Source organism: Bacteroides mediterraneensis (assembly GCF_900128455.1).
Taxonomy (GTDB): Bacteria; Bacteroidota; Bacteroidia; order Bacteroidales; family Bacteroidaceae; genus Phocaeicola; species Phocaeicola mediterraneensis.
The window spans coordinates 2,464,015-2,480,106 of sequence record NZ_LT635783.1 but is presented as its reverse complement, the minus strand read 5'-3'; the positions used below and the strand labels follow the sequence as shown (position 1 = coordinate 2,480,106).

The 16,092-nt window shown below is 48.6% G+C and carries 19 protein-coding genes and 1 pseudogene; 11 read left to right on the top strand and 9 right to left on the bottom strand.

Annotated elements, in window-relative coordinates:
- Nucleotides 1-16 precede the first annotated feature (16 nt).
- From hydG to BQ7480_RS10440, 5 genes are all read right to left on the bottom strand, one after another.
- On the bottom strand, nucleotides 17-1,435 hold the full coding sequence (hydG, locus tag BQ7480_RS10460; RefSeq protein WP_072542798.1) for a [FeFe] hydrogenase H-cluster radical SAM maturase HydG: 1,419 nt from the start codon (nucleotides 1,433-1,435) through the stop codon (nucleotides 17-19).
- Nucleotides 1,436-1,449: 14 nt separating this feature from the next.
- The gene (hydE, locus tag BQ7480_RS10455) at nucleotides 1,450-2,496 is read right to left on the bottom strand and encodes a [FeFe] hydrogenase H-cluster radical SAM maturase HydE (protein WP_072542797.1); all 1,047 of its coding nucleotides are present in this window, start codon (nucleotides 2,494-2,496) and stop codon (nucleotides 1,450-1,452) included.
- A 3-nt stretch (nucleotides 2,497-2,499) separates the two neighbouring features.
- Entirely contained in the window at nucleotides 2,500-3,975 is a 1,476-nt protein-coding gene (locus BQ7480_RS10450) for a 4Fe-4S dicluster domain-containing protein (protein ID WP_072542796.1), read from the bottom strand.
- Nucleotides 3,976-4,042: 67 nt separating this feature from the next.
- Nucleotides 4,043-4,582, bottom strand: a complete 540-nt coding sequence (locus BQ7480_RS10445) for an FHA domain-containing protein (RefSeq protein ID WP_022354150.1) — start codon at nucleotides 4,580-4,582, stop codon at nucleotides 4,043-4,045.
- 17 nt (nucleotides 4,583-4,599) lie between these two features.
- Entirely contained in the window at nucleotides 4,600-5,721 is a 1,122-nt protein-coding gene (locus BQ7480_RS10440; RefSeq protein ID WP_072542795.1) for an HU domain-containing protein, read from the bottom strand.
- Between the two features lie 115 nt (nucleotides 5,722-5,836).
- Between BQ7480_RS10440 and BQ7480_RS10435 the strand changes: the two genes are divergently transcribed.
- On the top strand, nucleotides 5,837-6,625 hold the full coding sequence (locus tag BQ7480_RS10435; RefSeq protein ID WP_072542794.1) for a DUF4738 domain-containing protein: 789 nt from the start codon (nucleotides 5,837-5,839) through the stop codon (nucleotides 6,623-6,625).
- 109 nt (nucleotides 6,626-6,734) lie between these two features.
- Here the strand turns inward: BQ7480_RS10435 and yihA are convergent, their stop codons facing one another.
- Nucleotides 6,735-7,346, bottom strand: coding sequence for a ribosome biogenesis GTP-binding protein YihA/YsxC (yihA, locus tag BQ7480_RS10430; RefSeq protein ID WP_072542793.1), 612 nt, complete (start codon nucleotides 7,344-7,346; stop codon nucleotides 6,735-6,737).
- 109 nt (nucleotides 7,347-7,455) lie between these two features.
- Here yihA and recR point away from each other — a divergent pair, with 109 nt between their 5' ends.
- From recR to BQ7480_RS10410, 4 genes and pseudogenes are all read left to right on the top strand, one after another.
- Nucleotides 7,456-8,073 carry a recombination mediator RecR gene (recR, locus tag BQ7480_RS10425; protein ID WP_072542792.1) on the top strand — a complete coding sequence of 206 codons (618 nt, stop codon included), beginning with the start codon at nucleotides 7,456-7,458 and terminating at the stop codon, nucleotides 8,071-8,073.
- Between the two features lie 13 nt (nucleotides 8,074-8,086).
- The gene (locus BQ7480_RS10420; RefSeq protein ID WP_072542791.1) at nucleotides 8,087-8,548 is read left to right on the top strand and encodes a hypothetical protein; all 462 of its coding nucleotides are present in this window, start codon (nucleotides 8,087-8,089) and stop codon (nucleotides 8,546-8,548) included.
- 1 nt (nucleotide 8,549) lies between these two features.
- On the top strand, nucleotides 8,550-9,083 hold the full coding sequence (locus tag BQ7480_RS10415) for a GNAT family N-acetyltransferase (protein WP_072542790.1): 534 nt from the start codon (nucleotides 8,550-8,552) through the stop codon (nucleotides 9,081-9,083).
- 792 nt (nucleotides 9,084-9,875) lie between these two features.
- A pseudogene (locus BQ7480_RS10410) lies at nucleotides 9,876-9,957 on the top strand.
- Nucleotides 9,958-10,219: 262 nt separating this feature from the next.
- Here BQ7480_RS10410 and BQ7480_RS10405 read toward each other — a convergent pair.
- Genes BQ7480_RS10405 through BQ7480_RS10395 form a run of 3 tightly spaced genes read right to left on the bottom strand, consistent with a single transcriptional unit; the run spans nucleotide 10,220 to nucleotide 11,853 of the window.
- Nucleotides 10,220-10,588 (bottom strand): hypothetical protein, encoded by a 369-nt coding sequence (locus BQ7480_RS10405; protein WP_072542789.1) that lies wholly within the window; start codon nucleotides 10,586-10,588, stop codon nucleotides 10,220-10,222.
- Nucleotides 10,589-10,646: 58 nt separating this feature from the next.
- Complete coding sequence (locus tag BQ7480_RS10400) at nucleotides 10,647-11,156, bottom strand: hypothetical protein (RefSeq protein WP_139255757.1); 510 nt, start codon at nucleotides 11,154-11,156, stop codon at nucleotides 10,647-10,649.
- A gap of 28 nt (nucleotides 11,157-11,184) precedes the next feature.
- On the bottom strand, nucleotides 11,185-11,853 hold the full coding sequence (locus BQ7480_RS10395) for a LexA family transcriptional regulator (protein WP_072542787.1): 669 nt from the start codon (nucleotides 11,851-11,853) through the stop codon (nucleotides 11,185-11,187).
- 116 nt (nucleotides 11,854-11,969) lie between these two features.
- Here BQ7480_RS10395 and BQ7480_RS10390 point away from each other — a divergent pair, with 116 nt between their 5' ends.
- The 6 genes from BQ7480_RS10390 (at nucleotide 11,970) to BQ7480_RS10370 (ending at nucleotide 16,066) form a co-directional block, all read left to right on the top strand.
- Nucleotides 11,970-12,635, top strand: a complete 666-nt coding sequence (locus BQ7480_RS10390; RefSeq protein WP_072542786.1) for a BRO-N domain-containing protein — start codon at nucleotides 11,970-11,972, stop codon at nucleotides 12,633-12,635.
- 4 nt (nucleotides 12,636-12,639) lie between these two features.
- Nucleotides 12,640-12,828: a hypothetical protein gene (locus tag BQ7480_RS17765; RefSeq protein ID WP_139255756.1), complete on the top strand. Its 189-nt coding sequence runs from the start codon at nucleotides 12,640-12,642 to the stop codon at nucleotides 12,826-12,828.
- Nucleotides 12,829-13,234: 406 nt separating this feature from the next.
- On the top strand, nucleotides 13,235-13,453 hold the full coding sequence (locus tag BQ7480_RS10380; RefSeq protein ID WP_072542784.1) for a hypothetical protein: 219 nt from the start codon (nucleotides 13,235-13,237) through the stop codon (nucleotides 13,451-13,453).
- 10 nt (nucleotides 13,454-13,463) lie between these two features.
- Nucleotides 13,464-13,658, top strand: coding sequence for a hypothetical protein (locus tag BQ7480_RS10375; RefSeq protein ID WP_072542783.1), 195 nt, complete (start codon nucleotides 13,464-13,466; stop codon nucleotides 13,656-13,658).
- A gap of 65 nt (nucleotides 13,659-13,723) precedes the next feature.
- On the top strand, nucleotides 13,724-13,888 hold the full coding sequence (locus tag BQ7480_RS17885) for a hypothetical protein (protein WP_154670764.1): 165 nt from the start codon (nucleotides 13,724-13,726) through the stop codon (nucleotides 13,886-13,888).
- 84 nt (nucleotides 13,889-13,972) lie between these two features.
- A complete protein-coding gene (locus BQ7480_RS10370; RefSeq protein ID WP_072543992.1) occupies nucleotides 13,973-16,066 on the top strand; it encodes a hypothetical protein in 2,094 nt (697 codons plus the stop codon).
- The last annotated feature ends 26 nt before the right edge of the window (nucleotides 16,067-16,092 follow it).

Genomic DNA, 16,092 nt, shown 5'->3' with positions numbered 1-16,092 from the left:
TCTTTAAGTCCTACATTTAGAAACGGAAGTCGCGCTTTCCTTCGGCAATCCGTTCCAGATTTTCCAACGCTCTTCTGCGGATGGCGGGATTGGGAATTTCTTCCATCTGTTTGCGGATCATGTCTTCTGCCAGACGGCGTGTCTCCGGTGAGGCATAGTCATAAAGATATTCCTGAAGTGTCATCAGGGCATTGGGCGCACAGCAGTTGGCAATCTGTCCGGTCTTGACCAGCGACATGAAACGGTCGCCCGTACGTCCTTCGCGGTAGCAAGCCGTACAGAAGCTGGGAATATAGCCCAGTTTCAGCAGCCAGGCCACGATTTCATCCAGGCTGCGGTGGTCGCTCACGTCGAACTGGGCCGAGTTCTCTTCCGGCAGTTCTTCGGTGGCATAGCCTCCCACGCTGGTGCGGGAACCCCCGCTGATTTGTGATACGCCGAGGGCCAGCACTTTTTCGCGGGAACGTTGTGATTCACGGGTAGAGATAATCATACCGGTGTAAGGCACGCTGATGCGGATGACGGCCACAATCTTCTGAAATATTTCGTCGGAGATGGCGTTCTCGAAGGTGGAAGCATCGATGTCGTCGGCCGAGCAGATACGCGGCACACTGATGGTGTGCGGGCCTACGCCGTAGGTCGCTTCCAGGTGTTCGGCATGCATCAGCAGTCCCACAAAATCGTAGCGGTAAGTGTTCAGGCCGAACAATACGCCGATACCCACGTCGTCAATGCCTCCTTGCATGGCGCGGTCCATGGCTTCCGTGTGGTAAGCATAGTTGCTCTTCGGACCTCTGGGATGCAGTTTCTCGTAGTTCTCCTTGTGGTAGGTTTCCTGAAACAGGATATAAGTACCGATGCCAGCCTCTTTCAGACGGCGGTAGTTTTCTACCGTAGTGGCGGCAATGTTCACGTTCACCCGTCGGATGGCTCCGTTCTTGTGCTTGATGCTATAGATGGTCTGGATAGACTCCAGAATATATTCAAGCGGATTGTGGATAGGGTCTTCGCCGGCTTCCAGTGCCAGACGTTTGTGTCCCATGTCCTGCAGGGCGATGACCTCGCGGCGGATGTCCTCCTGTGTCAGTTTCTTGCGGGCGATGGTCTTGTTCTTCGCGTGGTAGGGACAATAGGTACAGCTGTTCACGCAATAGTTCGACAAGTATAGCGGGGCGAACATCACGATGCGGTTGCCATAGAATTTCTGCTTGATTTCGCGGGCCAGACGGTAGATTTCCTCCACCAGTTCCGGGTCGTTGCACTCCAAGAGTACGGCGGCCTCGCGGTGGGAGAGTCCCTTGCACAGGCGGGCCTTTTCAATGATGGAACGTATCAGTTCCTTGTCCTGGCTCTTGCTTTGGGCATATTCCAGGGTATCCAGAATTTCTTCGTGGCAGATAAATTCCTCTGCCTTTTGAGAATCAATCTTGTACATAGTTGCAATGTAAGTTATAACGTCTTGCCGGGATAGTCTCCGCGGCTTTTATCTATTTCATATCCGATGGCTGCCAGCCGTTGTGCCAGCAGGCGCAATCCTTCGGCGGCTTCCGAGCCCATGGAGGCTTTGTGGTCGTACAAGGCATATTTCTTCCGTTGTTCTACCGGCGAAAGGTTGGGCATCACCACGTTACCGCCTGCCAGTATACCTTTCTCCCGTCCGTCGGGAGTGAGGCTGGCCAATGCGGTGGTCGAGGGAATCAGTGCCTGCGGGTGCATCAGCCGGAAAATGGAGAGCAACGTCAGGGTCTGCGTCAGACTTCCGGGCGGACAGGAAGCAAAGGGAGTGTCGTGATGCGGCAGGAAAGGTCCGATGCCAATCATCTGAGGGCGGAACTGCTCAATGAAGAGAATGTCTTCCACCAGGTTATCGACGGTTTGTCCCGGACTTCCCACCATGATGCCGGTACCCGTCTGGAATCCGATGCGTTTCAGGTCGTCCAGACACCGCAGACGGTTGGACAGTGACATGCTGTCGGGATGCAGCCGATGGTAATGGGCTTCGTTGTGCGTCTCGTGACGCAGCAGGTAGCGGTTGGCTCCCGCCTGAAAAAAACGTTCGTAGGAAACGGTGGGGCGTTCACCGAGGGAAAGGGTGATGGCCACATCGGGAAAGGTGGTGCGGATGGCGGTCACTACTGAGGTGACCCTTTCATCGGTCATATAGTTGTCTTCGCCTCCTTGCAGCACAAACGTACGGAATCCCAGTTCGTATCCGTGGCGGCAGCAGGCCAGAATGGTTTCCTCATCCAGGCGGTAGCGTTCCAGGTGGCGGTTGCTTCTCCGGATGCCGCAATACAAGCAGTCGTTGTGGCAGCAGTTGCCCACTTCGATGAGGCCGCGGATATAGATTTTATTGCCGAAATGGCTTTGAGCTACCGTGCGTGCCTTTTGCATGAGAAAGTCGAGGTCTTCCCCCCGGCACTCCAGCAGAAGGGTACGCAATTCACCGGGAGCCAGTGTCTGCTCCCGGTAAAGGCGTTCTATCAATTCTTTCATGGATTATTCCTGATTGCTGTTTTCGTACTTGAGGGTACGTTTCAGCAAATCCTGGTTCAACTGGCGTTTTCCGGCCACCGGGTCGTTGTGTGCGCTCGGACCGGTCACGCATCCGCCTTCGCAGGCCATCATTTCAATGAACTGGGCGTCTACCTTGCCCGTCTTGGCGTATGCACGAAGCACCCCGATGTTCTTCTTCGTGAAGTCGGAGAACTGCATAATCTTGATGCCGTTGGCTTTCGGGCCCAAGTAAGCTTTCACTGCTCCGGCCACACCACCAGCCTGTGCAAATCCGTGTGCCTCGCAGACAGATTCGTAGGCCACCTTATACGGATTGGCTTTTTCCAGTTCGATGCCCAGTCCGCGGAACATCGGGTGAAGTTCTTCGAAGGTCAGCACGTAGTCCACACATTCGTCGCGCTGTGCCTCTTTCCGTTTGGCGATACACGGGCCGATGAAGACCACCTTGGCATTAGGGTATTTCTGTTTGGCGATGCGGGCTGCATAATACATCGGAGAGCCGGTGCTCGATACGTAAGGCTTCATGGCCGGAATGTGCTTGTTGACCAGCTCGATGTACGACGGACAGCAGGAAGTGGTCATGAATTTCTGTCCTTCTTCCAGTTTCTCCAGCAGCTCGTGTGCCTCGTTGCTGGTGGTATGCATGGCACCTTCAGCCACTTCAATCACATCGGCAAAACCGATTTCTTTCAATGCCCCGTAAACTTGGTCGATGGTGGCATCGAACTGTCCCAATACCGACGGAGCCGGGATGGCAATCACCTGTTCTCCCTTGCGGATGGCTTCCAATACGTCGAATACCTGGGAAATTTCGAAAATGGCACCAAACGGGCAGGCATTCAGACACTTGCCACAGTAGATACACTTGCTTTCGTCGATGTGCTCGATGTAGTGTTCGTCCTTGCTGATAGCCTTTACCGGACAAGCTTCCTCACACGGTACCGGGATGTACACGATGGCATGGTACGGACAGCTCTTGTGGCAGATGCCGCAGCTGATGCACTTGTCGTGGTCAATACGTGCCTGACCGGTTTTCTTGTCGAAATGCACGGCACCTTTCGGACAGTTCATGTAGCAGCTTCTGGCTACACAACCCCGGCAAAGGTTACTTACCTCGTAGTTCACCTGCACGCAGGAAGAACAAGCCTCGTCGATGACACAGAGAATGTTTTCCTTGATTCTTTCCTTGCGGTCCAGTGTCTTGCGGGCATATTCAGAAAGGGGAGTCAGCTCGTCCGTTTCGTCGGTCATATCCCAACCCAACAGCGGGAGCAGCTTATATTTGGTAACGGCACGTTCCTTGTGGATACAGCAGCGTCCCACCGGCTGTGAACGGCGCGGACTGAGTTCCAGAGGAATACGGTCGATTTTCTCTACTAATTGATTTTCTTTCCATAAAGCAACCAGGTTTTCCAGCAGTTTGTGCCGGACAATCATTACGTTGTTTGTAAAAGCCATAATTGAGTAAAAGGTTTGTTAGTGTTATAGTTATCCTAAATTGTATATACGAAGATAAGTGCGGCGGTTATTCTTCCGTTTGTCCTTCTGCCGCTCTCAGAATCAGGGTTGTGGCACCGAGGGTGATGACGGCTCCGTCTTCAATGCGGACGCGCTCTTTCGGGCCCAGTATTTCGTTCATCAGAAAAGTGCCCGTGATGCTGTCGTTGTCACGGAGCGTATAAATGATTTTTCCTTGTTTGTCTTTTTTGACGTTGATGTAGCAATGCCGGCGGTCCAGGCTCGGGTCGTTGCTTTCGATGGGAATGTCGATGTCGTTTCCCTTGCACCGGCGTCCGATGAGGTTGTCGCCTTCATGCAGCGGCAGCACCTGTTTGTAGGCAAACACGTTCTCTACGGCCAGTACATTGCCGAAGTCCTGCACGCCTTCCTTTTCGTCCACCACCTCAGTCTTGCGGTTGGCCGCGTTCAGTTTGGACTTGCCGATACGGATGCTGAACTGTTTCTTGCAGTTGTCACAAATAAAGACGAGTGACTGTCCTTCTTTATATTTTGTTTCATCAAACTGGATGAAATTGTCACATTTGGGGCATCTTACTCTTTTCATCTGTCTTTAAAGCGTATTTATTTTGAAGTGAAAACCCAAGCATTCTTGAATCCTTCCTGATTGCGCAGTTCCTGTACCTTTTTATAGGCTTCTCCCGAACTGGCATAACCATCCAGTGCGATGCGGAAACGTCCGTCAGATTCCAGCACTTTGCAGTTCTTGTAACCTTTTTTCTGCAGCTTTTTCAGTTCTTTCTGGGCATCACTGTCCGTGGTCAGGCTGGCCACGATGATATAAGCCTTCTTTTTGCTTGTAGCGGTGGCAGGTGCCGGTGCGGGAGCAGCCGCCGGTTTGGCTGCCGGTGCTTTTTTGACAGCCGGTTGGGTTTCTTTCTTGACTGCCGGAACGGCTGCAATCTTTTCCGTCTTGACTGCTACGGGTTTGAGCGTATTGACATTGTTGCGTACGCGTTTCTTCTTTTGCTGTTTTTGGGCAGTCTTTTGAGAGGTAGACTGCGGGGCTGTAGTCTGTATGCTGGTGGCTACCGACTGGTTACGGATGGCATCGAACATACTGAACGAGCCGAGGGATGCATAGTTCGCATCGTCCATGTAGGTGTTTTCTACCGGTACGGACAGGATGAAGAACAGGCATACGGCGGCAGCGATGGCCACTGCATTGCGCGTGAACTGCCGCAGGGAGAAATGTCGCTTTTTGTCCGTGGCGGGACGGCTCACCTCCGGAAGTTTGTATTCCTTCGGTTCGTCTGCGGGAAGCGCTTTCAACAATGGGAGCGTAAAACTTTCCAGTCCATACAGTCCCGGTGTAAAGAAAGACGGGGAAGCCGGCTCGAAGGCATAGCCTCCATTCATATTATAATAAATCGTACCTACATGGTCGAGGGTGACCTGTCCCTGCTGGTACAACTGGTCTTTCATTTCAGTGACTACCTTTTCAATCCGGCGGGTCGCATCGGGGAAGTCGGTGTTATAGGCCTGCATGTACGACTGGACCAGAAGTCCGTCGTTCATCACCAGCTGCGGATTGAATCCAATGGTGCGGAGGGGCGGCTGGAATTCTCCTGTTTGTGTGGAGATGGCCGCTTGCCGTCTGTGGGCAATGAATCCTCCCAAGCCGGGAACGATAACGCAATCGTTTTCCAGCAGTAATACTTCTATGTGTTTTGCCAATTCAATCATATTGCAAAAATAATACATTTTTCTTTTATGTGGGACATCTTTCAGGGGGCATTTTTCGGTTGGCATTTAATTTTGTTGTATTTTTGCTGCGGTAAATGTAGAAATCGATTGACGCATGAAAAAAACAGGCTTGATAATGCTTCTGTGGGGTATAGGATGTCTGGCAGGATGTATGTCTTCCCAGCAGAAAGAAGCGGAAAAGCAGGAAGAAGACCAGGAGGCCATGCAGCAGTTGCAGGGTATCTGGCTGGACGACAACACCGAGGCTCCTTTATTCAAAATTCAGGGGGACAGTATTTATTATGCCAGCCAGATTAATGCACCCATGCCTTTCAGCGTGCGTCATGACACGATGACCATCCACAGTGCCCGTCCTATCTATTATTTCATTGAGGAACGGAAGGCGTACAGCTTGCGTTATCGCACCTCGATGGGAGAGGTGGTCAGCCTGCATAAGGCCGAGTCGGACACGCTGTCGTTCGGGACGGTGGTTCCCGTGCGTGAAACGGAAAGCGAAGTGTTCGAGAAAGATTCCGTCATCCTGTATGGGGGAGAGCGCTACAGAGGATATGCCTACATCAATCCAACCAAGAAGCGGGTGACACTGGTCAGCATCAATGAGGAAGGTCTTCCGGTGGAGAATGTCTACTACGACAACATCATTCATATCTGCGTATATAAAGGAAAGGAACGTTTGTTCTCCAAAGACATCAATAAGGAAATGTTTGCCCGTGTGGTGCCGGCCGATTTCTTGCACACTGCCATTCTGAGCGACATGGATTTTGTGAAGGTCGACGAAAACGGTTACCGCTATGTGGCCACGCTTTGTATTCCCGACGGGGCTTCGTGCTACAATGTGCGGCTGGATGTGAGCAAAGAAGGCAACATCGTCTTTTCCCGCTGAGTGGTGGAATCCGATGGAAGTGACCTTTTATAATCATAGACAAATCCTCCTGTGTGAGTCCTTTTTCAGGTAACTTCACACAGGAGGATTTGTATGTGTGGGCTTTGTGTTATTCGGCCTGTTCCTTGAGCGAACGGTTGATTTGTTCGATATAATCCAGGATTTCTTCCCGTCCGGTCTTCTTTTCAGAAGAGGATACGAAATATGGAGGTAGTTCCTCCCATTGTTCTTTCAGTTTCTCCAGGTAGCGGCTGACGTTGGTCTTGGTCTTTCCTGCACTCTGCTTGTCGGCCTTGGTGAAAATCAGGGCGAAGGGGATACCGTTCTCGCCCAGCCATTCGATGAATTCCAAGTCGATGCGCTGAGGGTCCAGGCGGCTGTCCACCAGTACGAAAAGACAGGTGAGCTGCTCCCGCTCCAGTACATAATATTCGATGAGTTTTTGGATTTTCTCCATCATCTTCTTCCCCCGTTGGGCATAGCCGTAGCCGGGAAGGTCTACCAGATACCATTCCTTGTTGATGAGAAAATGGTTGATGAGCAAGGTTTTTCCCGGCGTGGACGAAGTCATGGCCAGTTTGGGATTCTTGGTCAGCATGTTGATGAGACTGGATTTCCCCACGTTGGAACGCCCGATGAAGGCATATTCCGGCAGTTGGGTCTGTGGGCACATGTCGGCCCGTGAGTTGCTTACGACAAACTCTGCGCTGGTAATGTCCATAGGTCGAAATTGAGTTGTTTGATGCAAAGGTAATCGTTTTTCCCGTTCCCTGCATACAGTCAAAGGATTTTATCCGTATTTTTGCCTTCCGTAAATAAAGAAAACAAGCATGAATCAACAATATCCTTCCGTTTTATTGGAAAAGGCAGTGGGCGAGTTTGCCAAACTTCCCGGCATCGGGCGGAAAACGGCCATGCGGCTGGTCCTGCACCTGTTGCGTCAGGACAATGCCACGGTGGAAGCGTTCAGCAGCGCCATTTCCACGCTGAAAAAAGAAGTGAAGTATTGCAAGGTGTGCCACAATATCTCCGATACGGACGTGTGCCGTATCTGCTCCAACCCTTCGCGCGATGCGACCACGGTGTGCGTGGTGGAGAACATACGCGACGTGATGGCGGTGGAGAACACCCAGCAGTATCGTGGACTGTATCATGTGCTGGGCGGGGTGATTTCGCCCATGGACGGCATCGGGCCTTCCGACTTGGAGATAGACAGCCTCGTGGAGCGGGTGAAGTCGGGCACTGTCAAGGAGGTGATTCTGGCGCTGAGCTCTACCATGGAGGGCGACACGACCAACTTCTATATTTTCCGGAAACTGGCCGGATGTGACGTGAAGATTACGATGATTGCCCGTGGAATTTCCATCGGCGATGAATTGCAATATACGGACGAGGTGACGCTGGGACGTTCTATCGTGAACCGCGTGGCGTTTACCGGAACCCTTTAAATGATAGGAAACAATGGAAAAGAAAATCAATCGATTGCTCCGTGTGCTGGAGGTGGAATTTGCCCTGTTCTGGGTGTTGGCCGTGGCGTGGTGCGTGTTGTATGAAACGGATATCTTGCTTCAGGGCAGCCGGGTGGGAGATGCTCGGGCTGAATACATCCTGCAGACGGTGGGGATTCTGCTGGCGGTGTGCATGATACCGTTGTCGTTGCGCATGTTCAGCCTGTCGCTGGTGCGCCGGGTCCGTGAGTTGTCACTGCCGGAGGCATTGGTGAGCTACCGCCGCTGGTGTGAAATCCGTCTGTCCTTGCTGCTGGCTCCGGTGCTGTTCAACCTGACGGTGTATTATTCTACGTTTAATCTGACCAGTCTGCTGTGTGTCGGTATGTTGCTGGTGGCCTCGCTCTTCTGTGTGCCGGGTCGCAGCCGGCTGATGCGGGAGCTCGATTTGGAAAAAGAAAAGGAGGAACAGTAGGATGGGACTGACAGCCAAGTCATCGCAGGAAACAATCCGTCTCCGGGCTCCCGAACCGGAGGATTTGGAGGTGATGCTTTCGTTTGAGAATGAGGCGGAGCTTTGGGAGCTGGGTACGGCTACGGGGCCGTATTCGCGGTATCAGATGAAACGTTACATTGCCGAAAACCAGAATGATTTGTTTGCCGACGGCCAGTTGCGTCTGATGATGGTGCGTGGCGTGGAGGAGGTGGCTGGCATGATTGACGTCTTTTCGTTCGATGCGCGTCACAGTCGGGCGGAAGTGGGACTGGTGGTGCGGAAAGACTTGCGCGGAAAGGGCATCGGAGGAATGGCGCTCGCGTTGCTGGAGTCGCATTGCTTCGGGTTGCTCGGTCTTCGCCAGTTGTATGCCTATATCCCGGTGGGGAATACGGCAAGCCGGAAACTGTTTGCGGCGGCAGGTTATACGGAATGTGGCATCCTGAAAGACTGGATACGGGTGGGAAACTCGTATCAGGGTGTCTGTTTGTGCCAGAAAATCAATTGTTTATAATTCTGTAGACATTGTTTGAAAATCGTGTGAAAAAACGCCTTTACGTTTGTCTCAAAACGCACTTGCGTTTTACTTCAAACGCACTTACGTTTCAGTTGAAATGCACTTGCGTTTTGTTTGAAACGTAAAGGCGTTTTGAGGCGAGTGGAAAAAGTCTTTACGGGCATCAGAACGAATTGTGTAAGATAGAACGGCGGCAAAAATGTTATTGCGGTTTGTTTATCAGCGAGTTAAACGAAAACGGGCTTTCATGTGAACGAAAAACGAAATGTGACATTACTTTACATAGGCTTTACATCTAAACGGCCTAAACGCGGGCTTTAAATGCGTTTTTGTTACATCACCCTATAAATATCACCTAAACGGGGCTGGAATAGGCTGTAAAGGCTTATTTCGGCCTTTTTTTATGCATGTTTAGGCGTTTAGAAATCTGTTTAAGTACCCATTTAGACGGGAAAAACAAGCGGTTTCAGAATCTCTTTCTTAAATGTTAAAAAAGGGGTTGGGGATACCTTTGGGGATACCAGTTGGGGATACCCTTTTTTATTTATTTTACGCGCAAAATAAAAAGTTGGGGATACCTTTTTAACTGGTTTTAAGTCGTGTATTTGGTAGGAGATTGCTTTTTTCGTGTGCTATTAGTGTGTTTTAGTCTATATTTTGATATAGATAGTATTATATATTTACGCATTGATTATGCGGTAAAATTAATGTAAGTTGCTGATTTATAGTGTTTATTTGGATGATAATACGTATTTTTACGGTGAAAACGTGTGTGCGTGTGGAAATGATGCAGAATAGTTCAGTAGGTAGAACAGCAGGATATAATTCGCTTCCCTGTATTGTCCCCGGTTCGAGTCCGGGTTCTGCCCCAATACTTTGTGATTTTGCGTTTTTATAGGTATTAGATTTAAGGTGAACGCTCCCGGTGAAAGTCCGGGAGCTTAATTTAAAGGAGTATGGCAGGATTTATCCGGACGATATTAGAGAACCAGCGTAAAGCAACCTTATATGAATTTGCACTGCGTGAAATAGTTTGCATCGTATGCGAGCAGGGGCATAGTGTGATACCTGTTTTAGAAGACAAAGTGGCAGACAGGGCATTGCAGGAGGTGCAACGTATAGTAAAGGGTTTGTCAGCATCCCAAAAGAGCTTGAATGAGGCTGATTAGTGTAGCTACACTTCCCCAAATGGCTAACCATAGTTTTATTTTTGCATCCTTTTTCTTCTTTTCTTCTTCATTTCTCTTTTCCCAATACATGGACGTAAAACCGCCGGTCTTGACAAAATACATTCCCGCAGGAGTTATGTGAAAAAGGTTTCCTGCCAGTCTTTTGGCATATCCCATCGGTTCAAGAATTTCACCTATTGCAATATATTCATTTAACTCATCGTCATTTGTTACAGGCGCACACACTTGGTTATTAAATGTGGTGGCCATTTTTAAAAGGCTATCTATTTTCTGAGCCAGTTCTTCAGTCATGGTAATATTTACCAGTCTCATAGCTACTTGTCTTTAAATCGGATTTAAATATTGTCTAATTTTAAATTATGAATACTTGCTACCATTTTACAGCCTTGTCAATAAATTGTTTCAGATGCTTTTTTGTTGACTCCATTCGCACAGAATCTGGAGATGAAACATATACAGAAGTTACATCGCTTTTGGTAATCTCTCCATCAGCTCCAATTATATATGTATTAATAAATAAAGAATCACCGAAATCTGTGGAGCATAAATATGCATGAATGATCTTTTTACCTATATAATGCGGAGTAAATTTAGATTTAAGTTCTTTCATTTCTTCATAATAACCTATAGTTTCATCATGAATAAAAGCTGAATCTAATTGTGCTTGTGCTTCTACAAGTTCTTGATACTGTTTAGTATCTTCAACCTTTGACATGGCACTATCAGTTACAGAGTATGCAATCGGTTCATAAGTCCAGGTTTCAGGTAAAGAGGATTGAACAAAATCTGATATTGATTTTTCAATTCCTTCTTCAGATGTATTGTTACATGAACAAAAAAATAAAAATGCAGTGAAAAGTATATGTGTAAATATTTTCATACAAACCTAAATCATTAATGTACATAAATTAAAAGAACTTCCTGATACTTCCCAAAACAGCATATACTTTAAGGATCATGCTGATGGGGATTTCCTGTTCGCAGAACTCTTCGCTTTTGTTCGAAGGGATGAGCCGGACAAAACCTTCTTTTTGGCTTAACCTGACTCTTTTTACTGTGCGGTATTCCTCTGTGACGATGCCGTATATTTCTCCGGCTGGAAGATACTGGATAGGTGTGGTTACTTCACGAAGTGCGATAATGTCACCATTGCTTATCTCCGGCTCCATGGAGTGACCGGTGAGGTTACACCACACCACTCCTTCCTGGTTATAGGGAGGATAATTGATGTAGAAGTCAGGATTTCGCGTCTGGTCATTCACAATCACATCGAATCCTCCTATAAAATCCACGTTAAAGTAGGGTGCGCCTTCGTATGTTTGGTTTACGGATGGCAGTTTTTCTTCCTTTTCAGAATCAGAACTGAGCATGTTGCCTTCGCCTGTAAGGAGCCAGTTCATATCTATATCTACACATTTTGTGTATATCACATCAATATCAAATGTTTTGCGCCCATACCAATTGGTTATAGTATTAGGAGCAACGCCTAAGAATCTAGCTAATTCAGCATTGCCTTTGAGCTTATAATACTCTTTAATGCGGTCTAATACCAATGGTTTATCTAAAATATTTCCCATATTGTGTGATTTTTATATGGATTTTATTTGTATTTCCCAAAATGTGTGTATATTTGCAGAGTCTTCAATACCGAAGACGCTCTAAAGGTAGAAAATAATCTTTAAAAACGCAAATTATGGATAATGCAAACATTCAGCAGACAACAAGTCTGCAAGTATTCTACAATGAGAATGAAAATGTGAATGTAAGAACACAAGTTATTAAAGGCGAACCTTGGTTTGTAGCCAAAGATGTAGCAATGGCTTTGAATGTAACATGGTCAAGCCATACACTTGATAGCATCCCTGAAGATTGGAAAGGGGTGGTAAATCTCACCACCCCTTCTTCTGGGGCTCGTGGTGGTGGTCTTCAAACTTTGAAAGTAATCAATGAAGCAGCCGTTTATAAACTTGCATTTCGAAGCAACAAGCCGGAAGCCGACAGGTTTGTCAACTGGGTGACCGGCACAGTGCTTCCCAGCATCCGACGCACCGGAAGCTACTCGATAAGCAATAATCGTCCGGAAAGCACGAATCGTCTTCCGCTTCCCAAGTTCCGTCCGTATTTCGGTCAGTGGAAAGAAAACATGAAGCCCTACATCAGCCGTGCGGAGCTTTGCCTTACAGCCGAGAAGCAGCGTGTCACGCTGGGGCATGTGCAGAAGGTGTATGCCGGAACCTCAATGAGTTATCCGGTTGCAAAATGCATCCAGGCTCTGGCAAAGAAAAACCGCCAGGAAGGGCGTACCTATCCGGAGAAGAAACCCGCTTACGAACAACTTTGCATCACGTGGGAGGAATGAAGCTATGAAAGAGCATAAGATTGATTATAAAGAGCTGGAGAGGATATTGGACGAGATGATAGCACACGCACAAACAGCCAAATCCGAATGTCGGAAAGAACACCCGGATTTGGTTACATTGTGCGACAACAGCATAGAGGAGATGTGGAATTTAGTCAGTGAGGCCGAAAGATGCATCTGTCCGCTCCACTGAACTGTCATAGATATATGCTTTCAATCCCGGATTCCAGATGTTGATACTACCGATTATAATGTCCAGTGCTTCTCTAAAAATAATGGTTTCATGAGAATGGGCTTTAAAACTGATCATGATATTTCGGGAGAGCACATCTCCTTTCCTTGCAGATTTAGCTTCCTTCACAATGGATGCATTAAAAGCTTTTGCAAGCGATTTGATCCGATTGGATTCGATAAGACAGGTATCATGCCTGTTAGACTCAACTACGACAGAGTAAAAAGACTCATAAACATATACAGTACTCATAATCAAAATAAAGTTAGTTTGTTTAGCATCGCTACAAATGTAGCAAAACCGTTCCGGTTCGTGAGGGATAGGGACGGACTTTTAACCGAATAATAACAACAAAAACAATAACGAAATGGCAGAAATAAGAAAACTCATTAAAGCAAGCCGGGAGCTGAAAGAAGAAATAGCCCGGAAACTGAATGTTACAACCCGTACAGTGGATGCCGCTCTGGCATACGACACTAAAAGCCCTACAGCAAGACTTATCCGTTCGTATGCCTTGAATCACGGAGCAGAACTATACGAGTTGAAAAAAATGGAGAATCCTTATTCTGAAATCATCAACCTTTAAGACGGAGAATATGAATCTGACAAGATATACACTTGAAAACATAGAATCTCAGCTTGACCACGTATGTGAGCTGATAGAATTGGTAAAAGGTAATAGAGGATTTCGCGAGTCTGTTCAAGACGAAGAGTTTTGTATGCTATTAAAGATGCAGGCTAATCTGTTTCAGGAAATCAAGAAAAGAGAAAAACATCAACCAACTGCATAAGTGATGAATTCTTGCCATTCCGGTTCGCGAGAATAGGGATGGACTAAAATCAAAACCATAGAATCATGAAACGAATCAATACTACTACACGTAACCTGCTGCTGATACTGACAGCCGCGTTGACCAACTGCCTTATTGATGGCACGATGAACCTGATAGTTACAATCTTCCTTTGCCTAGCACTTATCCCAACGGCACGGCGCATGGACAGGGAATCACGTAACCAGTAACACACACGGCTTGCAGAACTTAGTAAGGTGGCTGCCGTCCGGGTTCAAGTCCCGGAGCCGGACTACAATCTTAACGAATTAATCATGGAAATGTACGGAAACACATTATGCGTCAGCTTTACGGAGCTTGTGGGGAGCGGACTTATCAGCCAGCCCACCTATAAGAAATACATTCGTGAAGGCAAGCTTACCCTCCTCCAGCGGGGAGGTAACGGACGCGAGGCCCTGATTGCCTACCGCTCCATGCCGGAACGGCTCCGTGCAGCATACGATGACACATTCAAGAATGCATACGAGGAAATGAAACAGCGTGAGCAGGAAAAGTACATCAACACACAGATTCGGTTCGATGCCGAAGCGGTACGGTTCTTCAAGGAATTTGAGCCGCGTATCGAGCCTGCCAGACAACTGGAATACATCCTGAACGCCCAGGTGATGAACGAGATGGTGCGTACGGAGAAGGCACGCAGTGTGGAACACGCTAAAGGTGGTTTTGCCCGCCGCGCGGAAACATGGAGCAGCGTGCTGATTTGCTGTGAGCGTCTTCGCGAAATTACAGGACACACACTGCCGAAGAATCCGGCCCGTCTGCGTGAGAAGTTCAACGCTTACAAGCGTGAGGGTTACGGAGTGCTGGTTAGCGGTAATCTGGGTAACAGTGCGGCTCGCCGCATTGGTAAGGCAGAAGGTGCTCTTTTGCTGAAGCTGCGCCGAAGCAAGTTCCCGGTCTATACCGATATGCAGCTCTTTGAGGAATACAACCGTCAGGCGGTGCTTCGCGGATTGAAAACCATCAAGAGTCCTACCACGATGCATAGTTATTTGAATGATCCGGCGGTGATGGTGTGGTGGTATGCCGCTGTGAACGGAGAAAGGGAGTTCAAAAACAAGTATATGCCAACCTTCGATACGGTGATGCCGCAGATGCCGAACTCGCTGTGGTACTCCGATGGTACGAAGATAAACCTATACTACCGTGCCTACGACGAACGGCAGAAGCGATGGGTGGCCCGCACCACGGATGTGTACGAAGTGATGGATGCCTGTACGGAACTGTTCCTCGGCTACTTTATCGGCGACGGCGAAAACTTCTACAACCAGTACATGGCGTACCGCATGGCACTACAAACATGGAAGGTGAAGCCTTATGAGATAGTAACTGATAACCAGGGAGGTCACAAGAAGCTGGCCGCACAAGGATTCTTCAAGAAGCTCTGTCACTTGCACAAGACCACCATGCCGCACAACGGTCAGAGTAAATCCATCGAGTCCGCTTTTGGACGATTCCAGCAGCAGGTACTTCACAAGATGTACAACTTCACCGGTCAGAACATTACGGCGAAGAAGCTTTCAAGCCGTGCCAATATTGACTTGGTAATGGCGAACATCGACCGTCTGCCTACGCTGGAGGAACTGAAACAGCAGTATGCCGACTGCCGCGAAGAATGGAACTCGATGCAGCACCCTACCAGCCCCACCGGCATGACTCGCCTGGAAATGCAGACAGCCATTGAGAATCCACAGGCCCAGACTCTGGATGAATACGAGGCCCACGAAATCTTTATGCTGTTCTCTCAGGCTCCGGTTCAATACACCAAGGAAGGTTTCATCTTCCGCATGAACAAGCAGGAATACAGCTACATGGTGTATGGCGACGACGGACTGGTGGACATGAACTTCCACCTGCAGAACGTGGGCCGTCAGTTCCTCTACCGCTACGATCCGGAGGATATGACCCGCATCGAACTTTGGGCGGTTACCGACACGGGTGCCAAGTATGCGGCAATCGCCACGCCGAAGGTCACCATCCACCGTGCTACCCAAGAACGCACCGAAGAAGAGAATGCTTACCTGTTTGCCCAGCTGGATGCCAACCGCCGCACACGTGCGGCCATGCACATCGCACAGGAAGACCTATTCATGGAGGAAGCGATGGGCGAGGCATACACACAGCTTCGGATACCTCGTCCGGTGGCCGTCAGCGAAAAGCAGCTTGACGGATACCGAGAGGAAATGAAGCACGGAACGCTGGAAGCCCCGGTACCGGCCCCCGACACGAAGATTCCGGAAGAACCTGTACTGACAGACGAACCGCTGACCTTCGCATCAGCCGGTGACTGGACAAAGAAAGTATCGAACACGACGTTCGATGAACTGGACAGCTTGGGAAAATTCTAACTGATTGATTAAACAATACTTAAATA

Excerpts from the sequence above, each read along its gene's own strand:
- hydG (WP_072542798.1), bottom strand. The coding sequence starts at position 1,435 with ATGTACAAGATTGATTCTCAAAAGGCAGAGGAATTTATCTGCCACGAA.
- hydE (WP_072542797.1), bottom strand. The coding sequence starts at position 2,496 with ATGAAAGAATTGATAGAACGCCTTTACCGGGAGCAGACACTGGCTCCC.
- BQ7480_RS10450 (WP_072542796.1), bottom strand. The coding sequence starts at position 3,975 with ATGGCTTTTACAAACAACGTAATGATTGTCCGGCACAAACTGCTGGAA.
- BQ7480_RS10445 (WP_022354150.1), bottom strand. The coding sequence starts at position 4,582 with ATGAAAAGAGTAAGATGCCCCAAATGTGACAATTTCATCCAGTTTGAT.
- BQ7480_RS10440 (WP_072542795.1), bottom strand. The coding sequence starts at position 5,721 with ATGATTGAATTGGCAAAACACATAGAAGTATTACTGCTGGAAAACGAT.
- BQ7480_RS10435 (WP_072542794.1), top strand. The coding sequence starts at position 5,837 with ATGAAAAAAACAGGCTTGATAATGCTTCTGTGGGGTATAGGATGTCTG.
- yihA (WP_072542793.1), bottom strand. The coding sequence starts at position 7,346 with ATGGACATTACCAGCGCAGAGTTTGTCGTAAGCAACTCACGGGCCGAC.
- recR (WP_072542792.1), top strand. The coding sequence starts at position 7,456 with ATGAATCAACAATATCCTTCCGTTTTATTGGAAAAGGCAGTGGGCGAG.
- BQ7480_RS10420 (WP_072542791.1), top strand. The coding sequence starts at position 8,087 with ATGGAAAAGAAAATCAATCGATTGCTCCGTGTGCTGGAGGTGGAATTT.
- BQ7480_RS10415 (WP_072542790.1), top strand. The coding sequence starts at position 8,550 with ATGGGACTGACAGCCAAGTCATCGCAGGAAACAATCCGTCTCCGGGCT.
- BQ7480_RS10405 (WP_072542789.1), bottom strand. The coding sequence starts at position 10,588 with ATGAGACTGGTAAATATTACCATGACTGAAGAACTGGCTCAGAAAATA.
- BQ7480_RS10400 (WP_139255757.1), bottom strand. The coding sequence starts at position 11,156 with ATGAAAATATTTACACATATACTTTTCACTGCATTTTTATTTTTTTGT.
- BQ7480_RS10395 (WP_072542787.1), bottom strand. The coding sequence starts at position 11,853 with ATGGGAAATATTTTAGATAAACCATTGGTATTAGACCGCATTAAAGAG.
- BQ7480_RS10390 (WP_072542786.1), top strand. The coding sequence starts at position 11,970 with ATGGATAATGCAAACATTCAGCAGACAACAAGTCTGCAAGTATTCTAC.
- BQ7480_RS17765 (WP_139255756.1), top strand. The coding sequence starts at position 12,640 with ATGAAAGAGCATAAGATTGATTATAAAGAGCTGGAGAGGATATTGGAC.
- BQ7480_RS10380 (WP_072542784.1), top strand. The coding sequence starts at position 13,235 with ATGGCAGAAATAAGAAAACTCATTAAAGCAAGCCGGGAGCTGAAAGAA.
- BQ7480_RS10375 (WP_072542783.1), top strand. The coding sequence starts at position 13,464 with ATGAATCTGACAAGATATACACTTGAAAACATAGAATCTCAGCTTGAC.
- BQ7480_RS17885 (WP_154670764.1), top strand. The coding sequence starts at position 13,724 with ATGAAACGAATCAATACTACTACACGTAACCTGCTGCTGATACTGACA.
- BQ7480_RS10370 (WP_072543992.1), top strand. The coding sequence starts at position 13,973 with ATGGAAATGTACGGAAACACATTATGCGTCAGCTTTACGGAGCTTGTG.